Here is a 24,898-nt window from a genome sequence, read left to right as displayed (position 1 = left end):
CTTTATAGACTACAGATCATTACGTGTGGAAACAAATAGAATGGGTGAATATTCTTCTAGGTTTAGTTACGCAAAATAGAGAGTAACAGGATCAAAAAAGGCGCTAACTAGCGCCTTCTTACAATTAATTTTACTTTTTACAAATCTTATAGAGACTCAGTAAAAGTACGTGCGATAACGTCACGTTGTTGTTCTTGAGTTAGCGAGTTAAAACGAACTGCGTAACCAGAAACACGGATAGTAAGCTGTGGGTATTTCTCTGGGTTAGCAACGGCGTCTTCTAGTGTTTCACGCTTAAGAACGTTAACGTTAAGGTGTTGACCACCTTCAACGCGTGGTGCTGTTTCTACTGCAACTTCACGGCTTTCGAATTCACCTAAATCAGATGCGGTTACAACTTGGTCAGCTTCAAAACCAGCTACAGCTGCAACGCAACGAGCTTCGTTTTTCTCCGAGTCTAGTAGCCAGATAGAGTTTAGTAGGTCATCGTTTGCTGCTTTAGTGATTTGAATACCTTGGATCATAAATTTCTCCTAGTTCACTTAACGTGATTCAATTATTAAATTATTTAGCGTACTGCGTAACTTGTTGGGGCTATAATAATATTGATTTAAGTCAAAAGACAACTAAAAACCTTAATTATTTTGTGCTAATTTTATTGATGTAGGTCAAAAACCCTTTAATTTCAGTGTTTTTATGTAAAATACTGTTCTATATAATAATTTTATCGATTAAGTTTTGTAGTAATTTGACTACATATTGATAGCAATATGCTAACTGTGGCGTAAAAAGGCATTAACATTAATGGTGTTTGTATTGTTATGCTTATTACGATAACGTCTTTAAAAATAACTAATAGAAGAAAGAGTTCTAATGGTAAGTAAGAAATTTATTGGTGCACATGTGTCTGCCGCAGGTGGAGTTGAAAATGCGCCTATTAGAGCAAAAGAAATAGGAGCGAATGCGTTTGCTCTATTTACTAAAAATCAGAGGCAGTGGGTCGCTAAACCGTTAACTGAAGAGAGCATTAGTCAGTTTAAAAAAATTGTCTCGAATTGGGTTATGGACCAGAAAAAATACTTCCTCACGACTCCTATTTGATAAATTTAGGTGCACCAGAACTCGAAAAATTAGAGAAATCGCGTGCTGCCTTTATCGATGAAATGGAGAGGTGTCAGCAACTTGGCTTGCATTTACTGAATTTCCACCCTGGAAGTCACTTAAAAAAATCTCTGAGAAAGAATGTTTATCGGCGATAGCTGAGTCCATCAATATCGCTCATCGCGCAGTACCAGACGTTGTCGCTGTGATTGAAAATACCGCTGGGCAAGGTACTAATTTAGGTTGGCGATTTGAGCACCTTGCTGAAATTATCGAGCAGGTAGAAAACAAAGATAGGGTAGGCGTTTGCCTCGATACTTGCCACACCTTCACGGCAGGATATGACCTTCGTACCAAAGAGGCATGTGAAAAGACCTTTGCTGAATTTGATAGCGTTGTTGGTATGCACTATTTAAGAGCGATGCATCTTAATGATTCAAAAGTAGATTTTGATAGTCATGTCGATCGCCACCATTCTTTAGGCAAAGGAAAAATCGGTTGGGATTGTTTTGAATATATTGCTCAAGATAGTCGATTTGACTCTATCCCCTTGATTTTAGAAACAATTGAGCCGGAAATATGGGCCGATGAAATTCAAGCGCTTCGTCATTTAGAGATGCGAAAGTAAATTAAATCAACCGGTTGAATGTCAGAAAAAACGTAATAAAAAGTTGGCATATTTTTTTCATAGCTAGATTACGCAAAAGATTTTTTATCTTTTGCACTACATTACTAGCAACAAGAGGATGCCAATATGCTTTTTTCATCTTTATCAACCAGTCGTCCAAGAGCGCCCGTTCCTTATCGTCATGTTCAAGGTCGAGGCCATTTTAGAACCCCCAGAGACATGCTTAATTACACTTCTTTTATTAGAGTGTTAATTTAACCTTTCAGTCAACGTAACCTCCTTTAAAGTGGGGGTTACGGAGTGACTGAATCCCCTTCCTGTTTTTCTTTCAGTTGTATATCATATATTTCTAGCTTTAAAAGGAGCGAAGAGATGAGTGATAGAGTGACTTGGAAAAATGTCATAGAGCAAGAAAAAAAGAAGACTACTTTAAGCAAACTTTAACTTTTGTTCAGTCAGAGCGTGACCTTGGCAAGACTATTTACCCGGCTGAAGGCGATGTGTTTAATGCCTTTTTCTTGACTGAAATTTCAGATATTAAAGTAGTGATAATAGGGCAAGATCCTTATCATGGCCCAAATCAAGCCCATGGCCTCTGTTTCTCTGTTCTGCCCGGTGTAAAGACGCCACCATCGTTAGCTAACATGTACAAAGAGCTAGCTAACGATATCGATGGCTTTGAGATACCTAACCACGGTTTTCTGGAAAGTTGGGCTAAACAGGGGGTTTTGCTGCTTAATACAGTGTTAACTGTCGAGCAAGGCAAGGCACATTCGCACTCCAAAGCTGGTTGGGAGAAGTTTACTGACAAGATAATTTCTGTGATTGATAAACAGTGTGAAGGCGTGATTTTTTTATTATGGGGAGCGCATGCGCAGAAAAAAGGTAACGTTATCGACCGTAATAAGCATCATGTTCTGACTGCTCCGCATCCATCACCTTTGTCCGCGCACCGTGGTTTTTTCGGGTGTAAGCACTTTTCTCAAACCAATCAAATTCTTATAGATTCAGGGTACCCTCCGATAGACTGGCAACCGAATGTCGATTGATCTTAATATTAGTAATATCTCATTAATTGACTGAATTTCGACCGCAATCAAAGCACACTTTTTATTCTTTATATACACTTAATAACAATATGGATATAACTAAAAGGAGAAGGAAGCAATGATGATGGAGCAAATCCACCGTGAACACGGCTATATGGTGCGCCTCTTAGCTATCCTTAAGAGTAAATGGAATACACTTAAGGATGAGAAACCAATCAATTACAGTTTGGTAAAAGAGATTGTCGATTATCTATCGACCCACTCTGAATCAGTACATCATCCGAAAGAAGATATACTCTATCGTTATTTTGTTGAAAAGTATCCTGCGAGTTCTGAAATTAAGAGTCTGGAACTTGAGCACCAAGAGTTGTCTGAAAAAACGCGAGAATTTATCTTAACTGTGGATATGATTCTTCAAGATGCTGTAGTACCTCAAGATGTATTTTTAGATCAATTAGAAAACTTTATTCAAAACCAGAAGCAACATTTAGATTTTGAAGAAAAAGAGGTGTTACCGCTTATTAAGCGTACTTTTACAACCCAAGATTGGCAGGCAGTAGAAAGCCAGTGGGAACAAAGTGACGATGATCCTGTCTTTGGCGATACGATTGCAGACCGATATAAGCAACTCGCCGAAAGAGTTAGACAAGTTAAGGCAGAATAAGGGAACTAATTCAATAAATAGTGCGTAATTAAGAGAGCAAAACAGGCACCCAGTGCCTGTTTTTTAATTCGTAATGCGTCGATGTGTTATAGGTCGAGCTCTTCCAAGTTATAGTCGTTAAAACTATCTATATCCATCAACTCTTTTTGTAGACGCTGGCGATCTTTAATTGCTTCGATTTCTCGCCATCTGCGTTTAACTGGCTTAGCGCGACCAGAACGAGTTGGGTTAGAGTCCGATTCCATAATGTTGTCTAGTAGAAAGCCTTCCATGTTGACCTCTCTTATTCAATGTACTCCTAACGGAGCCTTTTAAGTACCATAAGTCCAGTTACAATAACTATGATGTGTTTCTCATTTGTTTCTCTTTGATGAAGCTTTTATTTAAAAATCCACTTTAATTCACAGTTTACAGTAACGTAACTGCCCAAAAATTAATCAGTTAGCGCTTATTTACAGAGTTCAGAGCTTGTGAGTTGACTTCTGAATGAGTTCAACCAGAATGTTGTAAGAAATATTCGCCATTATCCACGGAGAGGAACTTGTGGCAGAAACTATTAGTTTGCTGAATAATCTATTATGGGGATCAGTACTCGTCTATATACTTGTCGGTGTAGGGATCTTTTTTACCGTTAAATTAGGTTTCATTCAGTTTCGACATTTCACTCATACATTTCACGTGCTTAGAAACAGCCGAACAGTACATGGTTCCGGGATCTCATCGTTTCAAGCGTTGTGTACTAGTCTCGCAGCTAGAGTTGGAACAGGGAATATGGCAGGTGTCGCTATAGCGTTGACCGCCGGTGGCCCTGGCGCGATTTTTTGGATGTGGCTTATTGCAATGCTTGGCATGGCAACCTCTTTTGCAGAAAGCACCTTGGCACAGCTTTATAAAACCAAAGATGACGACGGTAATTTTCGTGGTGGTCCAGCCTATTATATGGAGAAAGGATTGGGGATGCGCTGGTTGGGTGCGTTGTTTTCCGTGTTCTTAATCATTACTTTTGGCTTGGTATTTAACGCTGTTCAAGCGAATGCTATCTCAAGTGCAATGCAGACAGCATTTGGCTGGGATCCTTTTTATGTTGGTACCTTCGTCGTTGTTCTTTCTGCTTTTGTCATTTTTGGTGGCGTTAGGAAAGTAGCACGGACTGCTGAAATTATTGTACCTCTAATGGCTCTAGCCTATTTAGCGTTAGCATTAGTTGTTGTTGTTTTAAATCTGGATAAAGTCCCTGGAGCACTATTTCTTATAATAAAAAGTGCGTTTGGTGTACAGGAAGCCGCAGCTGGTGGTGTTGGTTACTCTATTTCTCAAGCAGTTATTAATGGTGTTGAGCGAGGCCTATTTTCAAATGAAGCAGGTATGGGATCTGCTCCAAATGCTGCAGCAACAGCTACACCATACCCACCTCATCCTGCTTCACAGGGCTATGTGCAAATGCTAGGAGTATTTCTCGATACTATCGTGATATGCACAGCCACAGTGGCGATTATACTTGTCTCCGGTGAGTACGAGCTGCACAGCTCAGTTACTGGTATTGAGTTGACTCAGCGAGCACTTAGCTCTCAGGTAGGAGAGTGGGGGAGTTCATTTGTGGCTATTGCTATTTTTCTTTTTGCTTTTACCTCTATTATTGCCAACTATTCGTATGCTGAAACTAACTTGGTTTTTCTAGAACACAACCATAAAACGAGCAGTATTATATTACGTATAATGGTTTTATGTATGGTTATGTATGGGGCAGTGGATGCCTTGCCGACAATATGGGCATTAGCAGGTGTCTCTATGGGGATGATGTCCATAGTGAATTTAATGACAATAATGTTGCTGTCTAGCATTGTGATTAAACTTGCGAAAGACTATAACCGCCAGCTAAATATGGGTCGAGTACCAAAATTTAAACCAAATGAGTTTCCAGAGCTGGTGGCTCAATTAGAAAAAGAGGTATGGGACGACTAACTCGGATCGTTCATCGTTAGAAACTATTAAATAAATTGATAAAGTCGTGCTGACTGAGTGCAATTTTTTCTATAGTCTAGTCGTATAACAAATAGATACGCCATGGAAGAATACTATGCTCATTGTTGTTTCACCTGCTAAGACATTGGATTATGAATCCCCGTTAGTTATTGAAAAATATACGCAACCAGAATTGATTGACGATGCTAAATTGCTGATTAAAGAATGCCGTAAACTAACGCCTGTAGATATTGCTACTTTGATGAAGGTTAGCGATAAAATAGCAGGATTAAACGTAGCGAGATTCGAGCAGTGGAGCGAAACCTTTACTACGGATAATGCTCGTCAGGCTATTTTGGCGTTTAAGGGCGATGTTTATACTGGCTTAGATGCTCAAACCATGAAAGAAGACGATTTCGACTATGCTCAATCACATCTTCGTATGTTGTCTGGCCTTTATGGTTTACTAAAACCGTTAGATCTTATGCAGCCATATCGTTTGGAAATGGGCAGTAAGTTAGCGAATGAACGTGGTTCAAACTTATATCAGTTTTGGGGCAATGTTATCACTGATAAGCTTAATCAAGCGCTAAATGAACAAGGTGATAACGTTCTTATTAACCTAGCATCTAACGAATATTTTAAATCAGTCAAAACCAAACAGCTTGATGGCACTGTTGTTACACCAATATTCAAAGATCATAAAAACGGACAATACAAAGTGATCAGCTTCTTTGCTAAGAAAGCTCGTGGCATGATGGCGCGTTATATTATAGACAACCGTATCTCTTCTATCGAAGCGTTAACTAAGTTTGATGTGGCAGGGTACTATTTTGTAGAAGAAGAGTCGTCAACGACAGAATTGGTATTTAAGAGAGAAGAGCAGAATTAGAAACTAACCTCGTATTCCCCAGGGAAGTGAGGGGGATTGAGCAGGTTTCACGACAATAATCGGAAGCCTGCTGGTCGCTCATTACGGAAGTCAAAAGTGATTATTTTTTCTTTTTCTTCTTCTTAGCTGGTGCTTTTACTGCTGTTTTCGCTTTTACTTTTTCTTTTTACCAACGTTCGGCTTCTTGTGTGTTGGGCGCATACCTTTAACAAAACGCTCTTTCACATCGTCTTGAATATAGCGAGCGATACGCCCCATCATTGATTGGTCGTGTGCTTCTATCAATGAGATAGCAGTGCCTTTTTTACCAGCACGAGCAGTACGCCCAATACGGTGAATATAAACATCGGCTGTACGCGGCAGGTCATAGTTAATCACGTGAGAAACATCGGGTAAATCAATACCACGAGCAGCAACGTCAGTTGCGATTAGTACGTGTACCTCACCTTCTCGGAAACGACGAATAGCGTTATTGCGACGATCTTGAGGCATTTCACCTTGAATCCAACTACAAGGTATCTGAGCACTTTCTAGTAGCGATCTTACATCGGCTAGACGCTCTCTAGTTTTTACAAATACGATAGCGTGTTCAGCATCCTCAGTAAGGATATGCTTTAGCAGATCATTTTTGTGTTTCAGTGTATCGGCGCGATGATACCACTGAGTGATTTTTTTACGTTCGCGTCGAGAAGGGTCAGCTTCGATTTTAGCCGGCTCTTTTAAAAGATCTTCCGTAAATCCTTCGACGCCTTTACCTTCTAAAGTCGCAGAGAAAAGAAGTGTCTGTTTTCTCCATCGGCACTCACCAGCAAGTCGGTCTACAACAGGTGCAAAGCCCATATCTAGCATTCTATCCGCTTCATCCAGTATCAACCATTCGATTGCTCGGCAATCAAACTTTTCAGCATCGATGTATTCCATTAATCGACCCGGTGTTGCCACTACGATATCTTGTGTTTTGGCCAAAATGTCCGCGTGATCTTGATACATCACACCACCAGTAATGGTAATGATATTTAGGTTGGTGTTTTTAGCCAGTTCACGAGCTTGATCTGCGACTTGCATTGCTAGCTCTCGCGTTGGCGTTAAAATAAGAACACGAGCAGGACCGGCTCTGCGGCGTGGAAAATCTTGCAAAAATTGCAACGCAGGAAGAACAAAAGCTGCAGTTTTTCCTGTTCCTGTTGGTGCAGAAGCAAGAATATCTCGGCCATCTAATGCATGTGGGATCGCCTCAGCCTGAATTTGAGTCGGGCGCTCAAAACCCATATCGGTTATAGCTTCAACAAGATTTTCATCAAGCTCAAGATCAGCAAAATTATTGATCACAGTAGGATCTCCACAAGCAGTAGTTAAAAGTTCGGTCGCGCATTATAGAGGAATAATGGTTATATCGACATCATTATATGTTACATCTTCAAATAAAAGTCTTTTGTCAAAGTTACAAACTCTTCAGTGTATTGACCTGATTCATTAATAATCAATTTTGTATGTTTGGTTTTATGCTCTTGCAAGCTGAGTTCTATTAATAGCCGGTTGACGGGTTTGCTCTGTGTCGGACTGACTTGGCATAGCCTAGACACAGACCAGCCTGAATCCTTGGCAAGAGAGATAAATTCCGCGCCTTCAAATTGTGGAAGAATAAAGCTCGCTTTTCCATGTGGCTTTAATAATTGTGCACTCACCTTTAGTAATTGGGTGTGCGGCAAAGCGTCGGTATGTCGTGCCAATGCTCGATTAATAGAGTGAGACTGTTCTCCACTTGTGAAATAAGGTGGATTACAAACGATGGTATCAAACGTATTTGTCGTTTCCCAATCTAAGATATTGGCATGAATTAAATGAAGTCGGTTGGTCCAGTTTGAACGTTGAAAATTGATTAACGCTGTACTAAAAGCATCTTGGTTTATTTCAATCGCAGAAATTTGTGCACATAGAAAGCGTTGAGCACACATTAAAGAGAGTAAGCCAGTCCCTGCTCCTATATCTAAAATAGTGTCATTTTGTTCCGCGTTAATCCAGGCGCCTAAAAGTACGCCATCCGTGCTTACAGGCATTCCAGATAATCCTCCGTAAATGTTGAACTTTTTGAATTTAAAGTCTTTTGTTATTTCTTTTTTCTCGTCATTATATTCTGCTTTCAAGTCAATTTGCGGGATACATAACCAGTATGAATTAATTTGGCAAACTCATTGACTGTATATTGTTTTGTTTATTCCTGTGAATTAAAGCTTCTTAGTCTGGTTTTTTATTAAATACTAGTTAATAAATCTACTGAATCATTACCATGTTGAAGTTTAGCTCCGTTTTAATTGGTTATATTGATTGTTTTCATCTTTTTCTTCATTATTGTCGCCCTTAAAGAGTTGGATATTCTGGCTTTTGTTATATTTTCAAAATATTATTATAAGGTTTCTTTATGAGTCAGAGCTTAAAATTGACTGATGTTATCGCTGTAGGGTTTATGCTCTTCGCCTTTTTCTTAGGTGCAGGAAATATCATATTTCCTCCTTTAGCCGGGCAACTTGCTGGTGATCATGCCTTTTTAGCTATGATAGGTTTTCTATTAACTGCCGTTGGTCTACCACTGATAACTATCATAGCAATTGCCATCGCGGGTGGCACGTGGGAGTCATTGACCAAAGATCTACCAAAACGAGCTGCAACAATAATGGCTATTCTAATCTTTGTTATTATTGGCCCTGCTTTTGCTGCACCGAGAGCTGGACTTGTCGCTTACGAAATGGCGATAAAACCTTTCATCATCGATGCTACACAATCTGATTTGACGTTATTTTCAATCTTATTTTTCTCTGTTGCCATGTTTTTTGCCTGGTCTCAAGGTAAGCTTATCGACGTGATTGGTAAGTTTTTAACACCAGCGCTATTTGTCACACTCTCTGTTCTTGCCGTTGCAGTATTTGTCTTTCCTCAAGGCTCGGTATTAGCACCTCAGGGCGACTATGTTTCTCAACCGCTAGTTAAAGGGTTTCTAGAAGGTTACAACACGATGGACACCTTCGGAGCATTGATGTTTGGGATGTTGATTGTAGATTCTTTGCGTAGTAAAGGTGTGACAGATAAAGCCGCGACAACAAAATACTTAACTATCGCTGCTGTTATTGCCGCGTCTGGTTTGGCATTTGTTTATATTTCACTGTTTTATTTAGGTGCGACTAGCGGTGGTGTGGTTGAGGCGGCTGACAATGGCGGTGTCATTTTGAGTCAATATGTACAATTATTATTTGGCTCTTCAGGTCAGCTTGTTTTATCCACAATCGTATTACTTGCTTGTTTAACAACTGCTATCGGGCTTGTTTCAGCGTGTTCTGATTTCTTTAGTTCGCTAACCTCTATCACCTATAAAGCGTGGGTTCTAATTATCGGTGTTACCTGCGCTACGGTGGCAAATGTTGGATTAGCTCAGCTTATTTCAATATCTGTACCTGTGTTGTTTGCTCTGTACCCGGTTGCCATCGCGCTGGTTGCTTTAACGTTCTTTAGACAGCGTATACCAAACCCTCAGTTAGCTTATAGAAGCGTTATTTTAGTTTCACTGCTATTTGCCATGATAGATGCAGCTAAAATTGCTGGAGTGGATGTATCAATATTTAAGTTTTTACCCTTGTTTGATTACAGCATGGGTTGGTTACTACCGACGGGATTAGTGTCAATTACTATGTTATTTGTTGGTGAAAAAAAGCAAAAAACTTTAGTGGAAGAAACTGCTTAACTTCCGCCAGAAAAGTCTTCTCTTGATTCAATGCCCCAATGGTTTTCAATGGGGCATTTTTGTTATCAAAGCGTTTCGTGGAATTCAGTGAGGATCTGTTCACACCAATTAGCAATACGTTCGTCGCTCAGTTCATACTGAGAATCTTCATCTAATGCTAACCCAACAAATCGGTTACCATCTTCTGTTAGTGCTTTTGACGCTTCAAACTCGTAACCAGCAACAGGCCAATAACCCAGAAACTGAGCACCCGATGGTTTTAATTCTTCATGAAGTAAGCCCATGGCATCTAAAAACCACTCGCCATAACCTTCTTGATCTCCTAAGCCAAACAAAGCAACCGGTTTATTCTCTAATGAAACGCCAGCGATATTCTGCCAAATGGCGCTCCAGTCTTCTTGAATTTCACCAAAATCCCATGTTGATATGCCTAAAATTAACATGTCGTAATCGTTCATTATACTAAGTGATGTCTCTTTGACATTGTGAATATCAACGAGTTCTTCTCCAATTATGGCGCGTATTTTTTCTGCTGCCATTTCTGTATAGCACGTCGTTGATCCGTAGAAGAGTCCAATTTTCATGTTAGATTGATTCGCATATGTTGTCTTTGCTGAGGATTTTACCTGTAAAAAAGGTATGATTGCAGTCTTAAGTTTCTTTTTGGACAAAACACCTGTTAATTTAGCTTTTGCTGAATTAATCTGAAACTCAGTGTTTAAGTGATAGTGAAAGATGAATGATCGAGCTTTTGTAGAACAGTTTCTTGATGCTTTATGGATGGAAAAAGGGCTTTCCGAAAATACCTTAGCGTCCTACCGAAATGATCTTTTTAAGCTGATTAAGTGGATGGAAGATAAACAATTATCTTTTATCAGTATTACTGTTAATGATTTACAAGATTATCAAGCATGGTTGACAGATAAAAACTACAAACAGACTTCGAAGGCAAGAATGCTATCTGCGATTCGTCGATTGTTTCAATATTCTCATCGGGAAAAAATACGTAGTGATGATCCGAGTGCATTACTTATTACTCCTAAGCTACCAAAACGATTGCCTAAAGATCTATCTGAGCAACAGGTTGAATTTTTGTTAGATGCGCCAGACCCCAATGATCCTTTAGAACTAAGAGACAAAGCGATGTTGGAACTCCTATATGCGACGGGGTTACGTGTTACAGAGCTAGTGAGTCTAACGATGGAGAATATGAGCCTTCGTCAAGGGGTTGTTCGAGTTATTGGTAAAGGTAATAAAGAACGTTTGGTGCCAATGGGAGAAGATGCGATAGATTGGATTGAAACCTTTTTACAGGACGGACGGTCTACACTATTGGGTGAGAAGAGTTCTGATGTGGTTTTTCCAAGTAAAAGAGCTAGGCAGATGACGAGGCAAACATTTTGGCATCGCATCAAACATTATTCAGTGATAGCAGGAATAGATACAGACTTGTTATCACCTCACGTACTAAGGCATGCATTCGCGACACATTTACTCAATAATGGGGCGGATCTTCGAGTGGTACAAATGTTGTTAGGGCATAGTGACTTATCAACAACGCAAATTTATACTCATGTTGCGACTGAAAGGTTAAAACAGATTCATTCGCAGCATCACCCTAGAGCATAAATTTATAAGCAGTAAATATAAGGTGTTATTAATGAGCGTATTACGCAATCTATTGATTTTGGCTACTCCATTTTTCGTTACTGCATGCGATGCAGCGGATACAAACTCCCCAGAAACAAAAGTAAATCAAGCTGAAGTTGCAGCGGTTAAGCAAGATGCTGTAGAAGTTCTGGACATAGAATCTAGTACTGGTGAGTTTGATGAGGCAACACTAAGAGCTCGTTTCGAATCTATGGGCGTAAATGTTGTTTCGATTGCACCAGCAACCATTGATGGTTTGTATGAAGTTGATACAACAGGTGGGATGGTTTTCTCTAATGCTCAAGGTGATCAATTTATAGCGGGCACCTTGTATGCGCTTGATGATAATGGCCAATATGTCGATGTACTTGCGGAAAGGCAAGCCCCTAAAAACGCCGAAAAAATAGAACAATATGCAAGTGATATGATTGTCTACCCAGCGGAAAATGAAAAATACGTGATTACTGTATTTACAGATACAACGTGTACTTATTGCGTTCGCTTACATAGCCAAATGCAAGGCTACAATGACCTAGGTATTACGGTTCGTTATCTTGCTTATCCCCGCCAAGGGCCAACAGGTGAAGTAGCTCAAGAGATGGCTCGTATCTGGTGCTCCGTGGATCCTGAAAAATCAATGACGCAAGCTAAGTTGAATCATTCATTCAACGAAGACGTTGATAATTTAGAGCAGTGTGGGCAAAAAATCATGGAGCAATACGCATTAGGTCGCGATCTAGGTATTAGCGGTACACCTGCGGTATTCTTGCCAAATGGTAAGTTGTTGGCAGGATATATGCCACCAGCTGGGCTGTTTAAGCGTATACAACAAGAGATGACGCAATAAAAACGATTAAGTAAAAGCCTGACATGAAATTTAATGGTCAGGCTTTCGTTATACTGAAAATACAAGACGCATTTTCGCTACATACTTATCCCCTCAATGAGCACTTTAGTCCGCTATGATAGAAATTAAACGCCGTCCAGAAGTCGATATTTCAACTCTTCCTGAATCTATCCCTGAATTACTCAGACGTATTTATATTGCTAGGGGGATAGAGCATGTTGGTCAGCTTGAGAAGGCTGCTAAAGGTTTACATTCTTACCAATCACTTGGTGGTATAGAAAAAGCGGTAGAGTTACTTTTTTCAGCGGTTGAACAAGGTAAGCGGATTATTATCGTTGGCGACTTTGATGCGGACGGTGCGACTAGTTCTGCCTTGTCAGTGCTGGCATTACGTTCTCTTGGTTGTCACAACGTTGATTATCTTGTCCCCAATCGTTTTGAAGATGGTTATGGGCTCAGCCCTGATGTGGTTGATCAAGCGATAGAGTATAAAGCCGATGTAATTATGACGGTGGATAATGGGGTATCTTCAATTGAAGGGGTTAAATACGCTAAACAGAATAATATTCAGGTTATCGTGACCGACCATCACTTACCTGGAAACGTGCTTCCTGATGTTGATGCGATGGTTAATCCAAACTTGGAATCCTGTCAATTTCCATCAAAGTCTTTAGCGGGTGTTGGTGTCGCTTTTTATCTTATGCTCGCACTTCGCGCTTATATGAGAGAACGAAATTGGTTTGAATTGAAAGGTATACAAGTACCAAACCTTGCTGAGTTACTAGATTTGGTTGCGTTAGGTACGGTTGCTGATGTCGTTTCTCTTGATGAAAATAATCGTATCTTAGTTCATCAAGGTGTACAGAGAATTCGAGCAGGAAAAGGTCGTCCGGGTATTCAGGCATTAATCGAAGTATCGAAACGAGATGCACGTCGCTTGGTTGCTGCCGATTTTGGTTTTGCTTTAGGGCCAAGAATTAATGCTGCAGGGCGTTTAGACGACATGTCATTTGGTGTTGAACTGTTAATGAGCACAAACATACATGCCGCAAGAAGAATGGCAAGCGAGTTAGATGGGTTAAACCAAACTCGACGCGAAATTGAACAAGGGATGAAACAAGAGGCGATGGCCTTTTGTGAGCAGCTGCAATTTGGTAAAAATTCAGAGCTCCCATACGGAGTTGCACTTTTTCAGCGAGATTGGCATCAAGGTGTCATAGGTATTGTGGCTTCTCGAATAAAAGATCAATTTCATCGTCCAGTAATCGCCTTTGCTGACGGTGGGGATGGTTATATTAAAGGGTCGTGCCGCTCTATTCTTGGCTTACATATGCGTGACGCGTTAGATCGGTTAGATACACAAAACCCAGGTTTGATTGTCAAATTCGGTGGTCATGCAATGGCGGCGGGATTAACGATAAAAGAAAAGAACTTTCAAACCTTTGCTTCACTGTTCGATCAGCTTGTTCGTGATGAGCTAGATGAGTCTGCGTTACAGGGCGTCATTTTATCGGATGGCGAATTGAAGCCTGAAGAGTTTTCTATGCATACAGCCAACCAGTTAAGAGAAGGTGGGCCGTGGGGACAAAACTTCCCAGAACCTATTTTTGATGGTGAGTTTAAGCTATTGCATCAGAAATTGGTGGGAGAAAAACACCTTAAAATGATGGTAGAGCCTCTCTTTAAGGGGCTCCCTACCAATATAATGATTGATGCAATCGCGTTTAATGTCGATCTTCGGCGTTGGCCAGATGCGACAGCAAAGAGAGTAAAACTCGCTTTTAAACTCGATATTAATGAATTTAGAGGAAATCAGTCATTGCAATTGATGGTCGAAAATATTGATTGTTAAATGAGTAACGTATTATTTGTTCTATCGAACAGATATCGAGCGAAATAATTATTTAATTGAAAGAATAGTATTACAACTTTTTCTGTATCTTCATCACATTTTTGAGTAGAATTCTTCGGTTAAATTCTACGCATAAATGTTGAGTAAACATGTTTGAAATCAATCCAATTAAAAACCGCTTACAGGACGTGACTCAGCGCACGAATATCCTGAGGGGGTACCTTTGACTATGACGCCAAGAAAGAGCGTCTAGAAGAAGTAAATGCAGAACTAGAACAGCCGGATGTATGGAACGAACCCGAGCGAGCACAAGCCTTAGGCAAAGAACGTTCTTCTTTAGAAGCCGTTGTTGAGACTATTGATATTCTTGATCAAGGTGTTGACGATGTAGAAGGTTTACTAGAGCTAGCTGTTGAAGCCGAAGATCAAGAAACCTTTGATGAAATAGAACCAGAACTTGCCGAGTTAGAAGTTAAGTTAGAAAAGCTTGAGTTTCGCCGCATGTTTTCTGGTGATCATGACAGTTCAGATTGCTATATCGATCTTCAATCTGGCTCCGGTGGTACAGAAGCGCAAGATTGGACTGCGATGCTACTACGAATGTACCTTCGTTGGGCTGAATCTAAAGGCTTTAAAACGGAAGTGATAGAAGTATCTGAGGGTGAAGTTGCAGGCCTGAAATCTGCCACGGTTAGGATTTCTGGCGAATATACCTATGGTTGGCTACGTACGGAAACAGGTGTGCATCGTTTAGTTCGTAAATCACCATTTGATTCTGGTGGTCGCCGTCATACTTCTTTTGCATCTGCGTTTATTTACCCAGAGATTGATGACAATATCGCTATCGACATTAACCCAGCTGAATTACGTATAGATGTTTATCGTGCGTCAGGTGCGGGTGGTCAGCACGTCAATACAACAGAATCAGCGGTGCGTATTACTCACTTGCCAACCAATACTGTGGTTCAGTGTCAAAATGACCGTTCTCAGCATAAAAATAAAGATCAGGCTATGAAACAGTTAAAAGCAAAACTGTTTGAGCTTGAACTACAAAAACAAAATGCAGAAAAACAAGCGAGTGAAGATTTAAAATCTGATATCGGTTGGGGTAGTCAGATTCGTTCCTACGTACTAGATGACTCTCGTATTAAAGATTTACGCACCGGCATCGAAAACCGCAACACACAAGCGGTTCTTGACGGTGATTTAGACAAATTTATCGAAGCCAGCCTGAAATCAGGCTTGTAAGCGCACTATAAAGGGCAAATTAAAATGACTGAACAGGTACAACAGCCAAACGCTGAAGAGAATAAGCTGATTGCTGAGCGTCGTGCTAAATTGGATAATATCCGCACTAGCTGCAAAGCAAATGGTCACCCTAATGATTTTCGTCGCGATAGTTTAGCGGGCGATCTTCAAGCGCAATTCGGTGAAAAGACGAAAGAAGAGCTAGAAGAACTGAATCATATCGTTGCTATTGCTGGTCGTATTATGGCTAAGCGTGGTCCATTCTTAGTGATTCAAGAAACTTCTGGTCGTATTCAAGCTTATGCAGCTAAACCGGTTCAAAATGAACTAAAAGAGAAATATCAGGGCCTTGATATCGGTGATATCGTCGGTGTAAAAGGCGCTCTACATAAATCAGGTAAAGGCGATCTTTACGTGAATATGGAAGAGTACGTATTGCTAACTAAAGCACTACGTCCACTGCCCGAAAAATTCCACGGTCTAACCGATCAAGAAATGCGTTATCGTCAGCGTTACGTTGACCTTATCGTGAATGAAGATTCGCGTACTGCTTTCATTATTCGCTCTAAGCTTGTTACTGCTATACGTAACTTTATGACTTCTAAGCAATTCATGGAAGTCGAAACACCAATGATGCACGCTATACCTGGTGGTGCAGTTGCGCGTCCATTTATTACACATCACAATGCTTTAGATATTGATATGTATCTACGTATTGCTCCAGAGCTTTATTTGAAGCGACTAGTGGTCGGTGGTTTTGACCGCGTATTTGAAGTTAACCGTAGTTTCCGTAACGAAGGTCTTTCTCCTCGTCATAACCCAGAGTTTACGATGATGGAATTCTATATGGCGTACGCAGATTATAAAGATTTGATGGATCTGACCGAAGAGATGCTACAAACGGTTTCTATGGAAGTACTTGGTTCTACTCAAATGCCTTACGGGGAAGAAACGGTAGAATTTGGTGGTACATATCCTCGTATGAGTATGTTAGATGCGATTAAGCAGTACTGTCCTGACCGAGAAGACATACAGTCTATGACCTACGATCACGTACAAGATCGTGACTTCATGGTAGGTATCGCGAAGTCTTTACATATTGATGTAGAACCATTTTGGACCTGTGGTCAATTACTTGAAGAGATCTTTGGTGAAACGGCTGAACCACAATTGATCCAGCCTACATTCATTACAGAATACCCTGCTGATATCTCTCCATTGGCTCGTCGTAATAATGATAATGCCTTTATCACAGACCGTTTTGAGTTCTTTATTGGTGGTCGTGAAGTAGCAAATGGTTTCTCTGAGCTTAATGATGCGGAAGATCAAGATGGTCGCTTTAAAGCACAATTAGCGGCAAAAGATGCTGGTGATGATGAAGCAATGTATTACGATGCTGATTATATTACCGCTCTAGAGCACGGTTTACCACCAACAGCAGGTCAAGGTATTGGTATCGACCGTTTAGCCATGCTGTTTACGAACACGCACACTATTCGTGATGTCATCTTGTTCCCAGCGATGCGCCCACAAGCTTAATTACCGATTAATGTGAATAGCACTTAAGACCATCGCAATGCGGTGGTCTTATTTTTTGTAGTGAAGTTACAGTCAAAAATAGTAACTTTTCAGCACAATGGTATTAGAGCTGATTTATCGAGTATAGGATCTATGGAATATCAATTTGTAAAAGGTTTAACCGGTGAATACCGTATTAAGTGTAGTATGGGGCATGAAGTGATTGCTCGCTGGCTAGAGCAGGAAATATATACGGATAAAGTGCGCATTGCTTCCCTACTTGAAGCAATTGAGAAGATAAAATCGGAAGAGTCTCAAGAGTATTCTTTGCTTGGCAAAGAGATCAGCATTGTAATTCGACGAGACGAAGTGACCGTTCAAGAAAACTCATTAGATCAAGATGATGATTCGCTACAAGAGAGTGAATTCGATTTCTATGATTGTGAAAGTGATGCTGGTTGTGGCCTTGAAGATTTTGAACAACTCATTCAATCTTGGTGCGAGTTTATCCGGTATAACATCAAGTAAATTTCCTCCGTTCAAGCTACATTTTGTTTTGTAAAAGGGCATTATGAACAGTTATCTCAATTTCATTCGACTGCAATGGCCGTTGTTATCATTTGGTTTTTTGACCGTCTTCATTGGAAACGTTGGGCAATCCTTCTTTTTAAGTTGGTTTGGTGCTGACATTCAGAAAGACTTGGTTTTGTCGGCGACCGACTACGGAATGATTTACGCTTTAGCAACGCTTTGTAGCAGCATGACTATCATGTTTGTTGGTGGCCTCGTTGACAAGTGGGATATTCGACCGTTTGTGACTGTTGTTGCGGTCCTATTAGTTGTTGCGTGTGTTGTGATGTCTTACGTTGTTTCTCCTTTGATGCTGTTCTTCGCATTTTTTATGCTGAGACTAGCAGGGCAAGGTTTGCTACCTCATACCGCTCAAACCACAATGATCCGCTCTTATTCTCACCAGAGAGGGAAGGCAATTAGTTTGGCTTCTAGTGGGGTTGCATTTGGTGAAGTGATCTTACCTATTATTGTGGTACTACTAATAAGTTGGATCGGATGGCGCTCAAGTTGGTTGGTGTTTGCATCGGTTGTCGCTTTTGTTTATTTACCGCTAGCCTACATTTTGTTAGCTAAATCTACCCAGTTTAAAGGCAATACAAAAAAACCAATATCCAAGGAAATGTTGTCAGTAATAAAGGTCGGAGGCATGTATTGTCTGACTGGCGTTTTTGGGCCATTTTGCCTGCGGTGTTGGCAGCACCTTTTGTCGTTACTGGCGTGTTCATCCAACAACATTTTTTGTTAACACAAAAAGAGTGGTTACCAAGCTTGTTGGCAAATAGTTTTATTGCTTACGGTATTATGCACTGGTTAAGTTCTATGGTGGCCGGTAGCTTAGTGGATAAATACAGCGCTAGGCACATGCTTCCTTTTATGATTATCCCTTTATTCCTAGGACTTTGTGTACTTTCTTTATTTAACCAAAGTTGGTCTGCCGTTGCTTTTATGACGTTGTTTGGTGTGGGAATTGGTGTATCTTCTCCAGTGGTAAACGCATTGTGGGCTGAAGTTTATGGGACAGAACATATCGGTGCTATTCGCTCAATGATGACTTCTTTGATGATTTTTTCTACCGCTGCTGCTCCATGGGTACTGGGTCTATTCATTGAGCTTGGATGGAACGAACGGACACTGTTTGGAATGCTCTCTGTGATAATTTTTATGGTTGGTCTGATGGTTCTGCCAGCTTACAAAGCGTATTTAAAGCGGTAACACGAGTAAAAAGGTTATCTTTTAGTACGAACGTTTGTTAGATAAATACAGGTTCTTTATTTAGATTTCAGTGATTTTTTATCAGAAGTACAGCGAATGACTCTATTTTTTTAGGGTCTTTTTTTGGCTTTTTTAAAAGGTTGCACAATATTGGGGCTGAATGGTTTTTTGCATTAATTTAGTGAGCACTGTGCACCATGTTTGTGCATGGGTTTAAAGTTTTATTAACAAAAATACTTAAACATTATTAATAACAATAAGTTATAAAAGTGGCACAGCTCTTGATTGTTATTTCACTGTTAAAGGAATATATGCTCAGAGGGGATGCAATGAAACTTATTAACGCCATTATTAAACCATTCAAACTAGACGACGTACGTGAAGCTTTATCGGATGTTGGCATTGAAGGTATGACGGTTTCTGAAGTTAAAGGCTTTGGTCGTCAAAAAGGTCACACGGAACTTTATCGCGGTGCTGAATATCAAGTGGACTTTCTACCGAAAGTAAAACTGGAAATAGCTACTCAAGCTGAAAACGTAGATCGCGTTATTGAAGCAGTAAGCAAAGCAGCGCACACAGGGAAAATTGGAGACGGTAAGATCTTCGTTTATGACTTAAGCCAGGTAGTACGTATTCGTACTGGCGAAATGGACACTGAAGCACTTTAAGGGATTGGAGAATATATAATGGAACTATTAACAACAGTAACTGAACTTCGTTACGCACTGGATACTTTTTTCTTCTTAATTTCAGGTGCGTTGGTAATGTGGATGGCAGCTGGTTTTGCCATGTTAGAAGCTGGTTTAGTCCGCTCTAAAAATACCACGGAAATTTTGACTAAGAACTTCGTACTTTATGCTATTGCTTGTACTATGTTCTTATTGATTGGCTACAACATCATGTATGTAGACAATGCTGAAGGCGGTATTATGCCTTCGATTGGCGCACTAATTGGCTCACAAGGTGAAGGTGCTGATCATTCTTTAGAATCTGATTTCTTCTTCCAAGTTGTTTTTGTAGCGACAGCAATGTCAGTTGTATCTGGTGCGGTTGCTGAACGTATGAAACTTTGGGCATTCCTAATTTTTGCTGTTGTTCTAACTGGTGTTATCTACCCAGTCGAAGGTTACTGGACTTGGGGTGGCGGTTTCCTAGCTGCTGCTGGCTTCAGTGATTTTGCTGGCTCAGGTATTGTTCACATGGCTGGTGCCGCTGCTGCTCTAGCAGGTGTATTACTACTTGGTGCTCGTAAGGGTAAATATGGTAAGAACGGAGAAGTTCACCCTATCCCAGGTTCAAACATGCCACTTGCTACACTAGGTACGTTTATCCTTTGGTTCGGTTGGTTCGGCTTCAACGGTGGTTCTCAGCTAATGCTTTCTGATTTCGAAAACGCAACTGCTGTTGGTCAAATATTCCTAAACACGAATGCTGCAGCCGCTGCTGGTGCTATTGCTGCTCTACTAGTGTGTAAAACCACTTGGGGCAAAGCCGACTTAACAATGATTTTGAACGGTGCATTAGCAGGTCTTGTTGCTATCACAGCTGACCCACTATCTCCATCACCAGTTGCTGCCGTTATTATCGGTGTAGTAGCAGGCGCACTCGTTGTATTCTCTATCATCGCCTTTGATAAAATTAAGATTGATGATCCAGTAGGTGCTATCTCTGTACACGGTGTTTGTGGTTTCTTCGGTCTAATGGTTGTTCCTGTAAGTAATGCTGATGCTACTTTCGGTGCTCAGTTACTAGGTGCTGCAGTTATCTTTGCATGGGTATTCGGAGCAAGCCTAGCGGTTTGGGGTGTACTAAAAGCAACAACAGGTATCCGAGTTACTGAAGATGAAGAGATGGAAGGTATGGACATGCACGATTGTGGTGTTGGTGCTTACCCAGAGTTTGTTTCTCTAAAGTAATACTCGCTAGTTCAGTTATAAATAAGAACAAATTGTAATAAAAAGCCCGCTCTTGTAGCGGGTTTTTTTGTGTTTAATTGATTTTTGTCATTGCAGAAATTGGTTTTTTAAATATAATAACGAACGATAATTATTATCATTTGCATCTATGTTTAAGGAATTACAATGAAAAAAATGCTACCCCTTTCTATTCTCGCTTTGGCTTCTATCAGCTCACCTTCTTTTGCTGCTGATGAAGTAAATGTTTATTCTTATCGCCAACCTTTCTTGGTTGAGCCAATGTTTAATGAATTTACTAAAGAGACTGGTATCAAAGTAAACGTTAAGTTTGCTAATAAGGGCTTAGCAGAAAAATTGAAACAAGAAGGTGAATATAGCCCTGCTGATGTGATTTTAACCACGGATATTAGCCGCTTAGCGGAGCTAGTTGATAAAGAAGTAGTACAACCTGTACAAAGTGATGTGATTGAAAAAAATGTACCAGCACAGTACAGAGATAGTAACGATGAGTGGTTTGCACTGACACTTCGTAGCCGCAATGTTTATTCCTCTCGTGATCGTGTCGGTAAGTTAGGAGCTGAATTTGATTACGCCGATCTAGCAAACCCTGAGTTTAAAGGTAAAGTTTGTACCCGTTCTGGTAAACATGCCTATAACGTTTCTCTTGTTTCTGCGATGATTGCCCACAAAGGCGAAGCGGAAACTAAAGCGTGGTTAGAAGGGGTTAAAGCTAACCTTGCTCGCAAACCTCAAGGTAACGATCGTGGTCAAGTAAAAGCAATCAAAGAAGGCTTATGTGATGTTTCTTTAGGTAATAGCTATTACTTAGGTAAAATGGTTAATGATAAAGAACAAAAAGAGTGGGCTGATGCGGTTTATATTAACTTCCCTAACCAAAACACGACCGGTACTCACGTGAATGTAAGTGGTATGGCGATGGCTAAGTACTCTCCAAACAAAGATAACGCTGTAAAACTAATGGAATTCCTGACGGATGATACTGCTCAAAAACTCTATGCTGAAGTGAACTTTGAATACCCAGTTAAAGAGGGAGTTGAACGTTCTGAACTCGTTGCATCTTGGGGTGACTTCAAGGCGGATGAGCTTGCACTCGAAGAGATTGCAGCAAATCACAGCAAAGCAGTGAAGCTATTAGATGAAGTGAAGTTTGATCTTTAATAAAGACAATCTCACTCGTTACTTCCACGAAAGTGTGATCTTGTTCTATTAAGACTATATCCTTCGTCAGTACCGTCACCTTTGTCATTTCAGTGGAAAAGGGAGTCTCGTGATTGTGATTCCCTCCTTCGGCGGAATAACGCAGTGCTTAGGGTGAAGAGATATTAAATCGAGTGTGTTTATGTTTTATACTGTTATATAAATGAAAGAAAAAATCGAATATGGAAAGCCAGTAGCGGGAGTTTATCTCTTCTACTGGTTTTGCCGATCTTAGCTATCTTCTATTTATCGTTTGGTGATTCAGGTGATCTTTTCGAACATCTTATCTCTACGGTAATGCCTACCTATATCTATAATACTGTCGTCTTAGTTCTTGGCGTGATCGTTTTAGCCTTATTATTTGGTTTACCTAGTGCTTGGTTAATGGCGATGTGTCGCTTACCCGGTGAAAAGGTATTGCAATGGGCGCTTGTGTTGCCATTAGCCATGCCGGGATATGTAGTCGGCTATATATTTACTGACTGGTTTGATTATGCGGGACCTATACAGATATTTATTCGGGATATCATGGGCTGGCAAGCTGGCGATTATTGGTTTCCAGATATACGATCACTAAGCGGAGCTGCCGTTGTACTTGCATTGGTTTTTTATCCCTATGTCTATTTAATGGCTAGGGCGGCATTTATGGAGCAGAGTGCTAGCCTATTGCAATCAGCAAGGTTACTTCGCTGTACACCACTAGAAAGCTTTAGAAGGATATCACTTCCGCTTGCTCGTCCTTCAATAGCGGTAGGCCTTTCACTCGTTGCCATGGAAACGATTGGTGATTTTGGTACTGTGAGTTATTTTTCAGTCAATACGCTCACTACTGCGGTTTACGATACTTGGCTTGGTTATTCTAATATTAATGCAGCTGCAAAAATCTCTGCAATCATGTTGCTAGTCGTTATCCTGCTATTAAGTACGGAGCGCTATAGTCGTAGAAAACAAAAGCTCTTTCAGTCGAGTTTTACTAGCCATGAAGATATGCGTTATCAACTTAATGGTTGGAAGAAATGGCTGGCGGTCACTTGGTGTTGGGGACTAGTTTCTGTCGCGTTTATTTTGCCATTGGGACAATTACTTTCCTACGCCTACACGTATTTTGCTCAAAGTTGGACCGAAGAGTTTAGACAATATGCGGTGAATAGTTTACAGGTTTCTATTAGCGCCGCTCTTATTGCTATCTTAGTTGCACTGGTGGTTAACTTTTATCATCGACTTGATAGTAGCCGCCTGAGCGTCACGTTTATGCGCTTATCCTCGCTTGGCTATGCGGTGCCTGGAACGGTATTAGCGATTGGTGTTATGGCTCCGGTACTTACAATGGATCACTTGATAAATGATGTGGCCAAACAGATGGCATGGGGTAGGCCTGGATTGGTTTTATCTGGGTCGATGTTTGCGCTGATTTTTGCAATGGTCGTGCGTTTTTCAGCGGTTGCGATTGGTAGCGTGGAAAGCAGCTTAAACAAAATTTCGCCTTCTATGGATATGGCAAGCAGAACCATGGGATGTAATCAAAATCAGATGTTAAGACGTGTTCATATGCCTTTGGTCAGACGGGGAATATTGGTTGCTGGCTTATTAGTATTCATTGAGTCGATGAAAGAACTTAATGCCGCTCTGCTGCTTAGGCCGTTTAACTTCGAAACCCTCGCTACCTATGTATTCAATTTTGTCTCAGATGAGCATTTAGAGTTAGGCGCACTACCTGCGGTTTTACTCATATTGGTAGGTTTAATTCCACTTATAGTTATTAATCGATCTTTGGAGCAGGCACATTAATGAGTCGTACGTTAACCATCAACAATTTGACCTGCCAGTACGAGAACCAAAATGTTCTCGAGTCACTTTCTCTTGAGGTAGAGCAGGGTGAAATTGTTTGCCTTCTTGGCGCTAGTGGCTGTGGTAAAACAACGTTATTGAAAGCGATCGCAGGGCTACTTCCTTTATCAAGCGGCACCATGAGTTTGAATGACTTATTGCTCGATGATGGGAATACTTGGTTACCACCAGAACAACGGCATATCGGCATGATATTTCAAGACTATGCGCTGTTTCCACACCTAACCGTAGCTGAAAATATTGCTTTTGGTCTTGAGGGTATCTCAGGTGATGAAACACAGAAGATTGTCAGAAATATGTTGGAGCTGGTGCATTTAGATGGCTATCAAAGCCGGTACCCTCATCAATTGTCTGGCGGCCAACAGCAACGAATTGCCATTGCTCGCTCTCTTGCCTATAAGCCAAACCTTCTCTTGTTAGATGAACCTTTTTCTAATATTGATACTCAGGTAAGACATGATCTTATCTTACAGATCCGAAAAATTTTCAAGCAACAGGGGGTAACCGCGATCTTTGTAACGCATAGCCGAGAGGAAGCGTTTGCTTTCGCAGATAAGATGGCAGTGATGAACAATGGCGTTATTGAACAGTTTGGTGAAGCTTCAGAGCTTTACTATCAACCGTCTAGCAAGTTTGTCGCAGATTTCCTTGGTGGTGGTAGTTATTTGCTTGCTACTAAGATCAGTGAATCAGAATTTGATACGGTGCTAGGCGTCGTTTCAGCGCAATCAAAAGACAACATAGTCGTGGGAGAGGCTTGCCAATTGTTGTTGAGACCACAATATGTGCAGGTTACCTATGATAAATCTGGCGTTGCCAAAGTGGTAGAACAGCTTTTTATGGGTGATCAATGCCGTTATGTAATAGAAGTAAATAATACAAAATTAATTGGCGTGGCCACGGCCGAGATAACCGTAGGTGATACGGTAAGTGTAGAATTAGAAGAAAAAGGGGTACTAGCGTTTTTATGATCCTATAAAACGGAAC

At 40.6% G+C, this 24,898-nt stretch carries 21 protein-coding genes and 3 pseudogenes; 19 read left to right on the top strand and 5 right to left on the bottom strand.

The features are described 5' to 3' along the window. Positions 1 to 146 precede the first annotated feature (146 nt). Complete coding sequence (gene grcA, locus PGX00_RS14765; RefSeq protein ID WP_272137708.1) at positions 147 to 524, bottom strand: autonomous glycyl radical cofactor GrcA; 378 nt, start codon at positions 522 to 524, stop codon at positions 147 to 149. Between the two features lie 349 nt (positions 525 to 873). Between grcA and nfo the strand changes: the two are divergent. The 3 genes and pseudogenes from nfo (at position 874) to PGX00_RS14750 (ending at position 3,442) form a co-directional block, all read left to right on the top strand. Next, positions 874 to 1,729, top strand: a pseudogene (gene nfo / locus PGX00_RS14760) (deoxyribonuclease IV). Between the two features lie 372 nt (positions 1,730 to 2,101). Continuing rightward, positions 2,102 to 2,778, top strand: a pseudogene (gene ung / locus PGX00_RS14755) (uracil-DNA glycosylase). Between the two features lie 118 nt (positions 2,779 to 2,896). Continuing rightward, complete coding sequence (locus PGX00_RS14750; protein WP_272137706.1) at positions 2,897 to 3,442, top strand: hemerythrin domain-containing protein; 546 nt, start codon at positions 2,897 to 2,899, stop codon at positions 3,440 to 3,442. Between the two features lie 86 nt (positions 3,443 to 3,528). Here PGX00_RS14750 and PGX00_RS14745 read toward each other — a convergent pair whose 3' ends face one another. Further along, positions 3,529 to 3,714 carry a DUF3545 family protein gene (locus tag PGX00_RS14745; protein ID WP_272137704.1) on the bottom strand — a complete coding sequence of 62 codons (186 nt, stop codon included), beginning with the start codon at positions 3,712 to 3,714 and terminating at the stop codon, positions 3,529 to 3,531. 271 nt (positions 3,715 to 3,985) lie between these two features. Here PGX00_RS14745 and PGX00_RS14740 point away from each other — a divergent pair, with 271 nt between their 5' ends. Beyond that, positions 3,986 to 5,404 carry an alanine/glycine:cation symporter family protein gene (locus PGX00_RS14740; RefSeq protein WP_272137703.1) on the top strand — a complete coding sequence of 473 codons (1,419 nt, stop codon included), beginning with the start codon at positions 3,986 to 3,988 and terminating at the stop codon, positions 5,402 to 5,404. Between the two features lie 115 nt (positions 5,405 to 5,519). Next, a complete protein-coding gene (gene yaaA, locus PGX00_RS14735) occupies positions 5,520 to 6,296 on the top strand; it encodes a peroxide stress protein YaaA (protein WP_272137702.1) in 777 nt (258 codons plus the stop codon). A 100-nt stretch (positions 6,297 to 6,396) separates the two neighbouring features. On the opposite strand, the pseudogene srmB reads toward yaaA, so the two are convergent. Together srmB and PGX00_RS14725 are read right to left on the bottom strand one after the other, a co-directional pair. Then, a pseudogene (gene srmB, locus PGX00_RS14730) lies at positions 6,397 to 7,625 on the bottom strand (ATP-dependent RNA helicase SrmB). Positions 7,626 to 7,705: 80 nt separating this feature from the next. Continuing rightward, positions 7,706 to 8,353: a tRNA1(Val) (adenine(37)-N6)-methyltransferase gene (locus PGX00_RS14725; protein ID WP_272137698.1), complete on the bottom strand. Its 648-nt coding sequence runs from the start codon at positions 8,351 to 8,353 to the stop codon at positions 7,706 to 7,708. A 362-nt stretch (positions 8,354 to 8,715) separates the two neighbouring features. On the opposite strand from PGX00_RS14725, the gene brnQ reads away from it, so the two are divergent. After that, complete coding sequence (gene brnQ / locus PGX00_RS14720) at positions 8,716 to 10,029, top strand: branched-chain amino acid transport system II carrier protein (RefSeq protein ID WP_272137696.1); 1,314 nt, start codon at positions 8,716 to 8,718, stop codon at positions 10,027 to 10,029. Between the two features lie 65 nt (positions 10,030 to 10,094). Here brnQ and fldB read toward each other — a convergent pair whose 3' ends face one another. Further along, positions 10,095 to 10,613 (bottom strand): flavodoxin FldB, encoded by a 519-nt coding sequence (gene fldB / locus PGX00_RS14715; protein ID WP_272137694.1) that lies wholly within the window; start codon positions 10,611 to 10,613, stop codon positions 10,095 to 10,097. A 151-nt stretch (positions 10,614 to 10,764) separates the two neighbouring features. On the opposite strand from fldB, the gene xerD reads away from it, so the two are divergent. The 13 genes from xerD to PGX00_RS14650 all read left to right on the top strand — a co-directional run bounded on the left by xerD (position 10,765) and on the right by PGX00_RS14650 (position 24,882). Then, positions 10,765 to 11,658: a site-specific tyrosine recombinase XerD gene (xerD, locus tag PGX00_RS14710; protein ID WP_272137692.1), complete on the top strand. Its 894-nt coding sequence runs from the start codon at positions 10,765 to 10,767 to the stop codon at positions 11,656 to 11,658. Between the two features lie 31 nt (positions 11,659 to 11,689). Continuing rightward, complete coding sequence (locus PGX00_RS14705) at positions 11,690 to 12,526, top strand: thioredoxin fold domain-containing protein (RefSeq protein WP_272137690.1); 837 nt, start codon at positions 11,690 to 11,692, stop codon at positions 12,524 to 12,526. A gap of 115 nt (positions 12,527 to 12,641) precedes the next feature. Continuing rightward, positions 12,642 to 14,378: a single-stranded-DNA-specific exonuclease RecJ gene (gene recJ / locus PGX00_RS14700; protein ID WP_272137688.1), complete on the top strand. Its 1,737-nt coding sequence runs from the start codon at positions 12,642 to 12,644 to the stop codon at positions 14,376 to 14,378. A gap of 149 nt (positions 14,379 to 14,527) precedes the next feature. Next, a protein-coding gene (gene prfB / locus PGX00_RS14695; protein ID WP_272137686.1) for a peptide chain release factor 2 occupies positions 14,528 to 15,626 on the top strand; the annotation gives its coding sequence in 2 pieces (ribosomal slippage) (positions 14,528 to 14,602 and positions 14,604 to 15,626; 1,098 coding nt in all). A 24-nt stretch (positions 15,627 to 15,650) separates the two neighbouring features. After that, on the top strand, positions 15,651 to 17,165 hold the full coding sequence (lysS, locus tag PGX00_RS14690; protein WP_272137684.1) for a lysine--tRNA ligase: 1,515 nt from the start codon (positions 15,651 to 15,653) through the stop codon (positions 17,163 to 17,165). 132 nt (positions 17,166 to 17,297) lie between these two features. Beyond that, positions 17,298 to 17,672: a YacL family protein gene (locus tag PGX00_RS14685; RefSeq protein ID WP_272137682.1), complete on the top strand. Its 375-nt coding sequence runs from the start codon at positions 17,298 to 17,300 to the stop codon at positions 17,670 to 17,672. Between the two features lie 43 nt (positions 17,673 to 17,715). Beyond that, positions 17,716 to 18,462: an MFS transporter gene (locus PGX00_RS14680; RefSeq protein ID WP_272137680.1), complete on the top strand. Its 747-nt coding sequence runs from the start codon at positions 17,716 to 17,718 to the stop codon at positions 18,460 to 18,462. Next, positions 18,369 to 18,929, top strand: coding sequence for an MFS transporter (locus tag PGX00_RS14675; protein ID WP_272137678.1), 561 nt, complete (start codon positions 18,369 to 18,371; stop codon positions 18,927 to 18,929). The genes PGX00_RS14680 and PGX00_RS14675 overlap by 94 nt, the downstream gene beginning before the upstream one ends. Before the next feature lie 329 nt (positions 18,930 to 19,258). After that, positions 19,259 to 19,597: a P-II family nitrogen regulator gene (gene glnK / locus PGX00_RS14670; protein ID WP_272137676.1), complete on the top strand. Its 339-nt coding sequence runs from the start codon at positions 19,259 to 19,261 to the stop codon at positions 19,595 to 19,597. An 18-nt stretch (positions 19,598 to 19,615) separates the two neighbouring features. Continuing rightward, positions 19,616 to 20,845 carry an ammonium transporter gene (locus PGX00_RS14665; protein ID WP_272137674.1) on the top strand — a complete coding sequence of 410 codons (1,230 nt, stop codon included), beginning with the start codon at positions 19,616 to 19,618 and terminating at the stop codon, positions 20,843 to 20,845. A 165-nt stretch (positions 20,846 to 21,010) separates the two neighbouring features. Next, positions 21,011 to 22,024: a Fe(3+) ABC transporter substrate-binding protein gene (locus PGX00_RS14660; protein WP_272137672.1), complete on the top strand. Its 1,014-nt coding sequence runs from the start codon at positions 21,011 to 21,013 to the stop codon at positions 22,022 to 22,024. Positions 22,025 to 22,222: 198 nt separating this feature from the next. Next, positions 22,223 to 23,851 carry an ABC transporter permease gene (locus PGX00_RS14655; protein WP_272138091.1) on the top strand — a complete coding sequence of 543 codons (1,629 nt, stop codon included), beginning with the start codon at positions 22,223 to 22,225 and terminating at the stop codon, positions 23,849 to 23,851. After that, complete coding sequence (locus PGX00_RS14650; RefSeq protein ID WP_272137670.1) at positions 23,851 to 24,882, top strand: ABC transporter ATP-binding protein; 1,032 nt, start codon at positions 23,851 to 23,853, stop codon at positions 24,880 to 24,882. Before PGX00_RS14655 ends, PGX00_RS14650 begins: the two co-directional genes overlap by 1 nt. The last annotated feature ends 16 nt before the right edge of the window (positions 24,883 to 24,898 follow it).

The sequence above is a fragment of the Vibrio algarum genome (assembly GCF_028204155.1).
Lineage (GTDB): Bacteria > Pseudomonadota > Gammaproteobacteria > Enterobacterales > Vibrionaceae > Vibrio > Vibrio algarum.
Note: the sequence above shows the minus strand (reverse complement) of the source record. Positions and strands in the feature narration are given on the sequence as shown.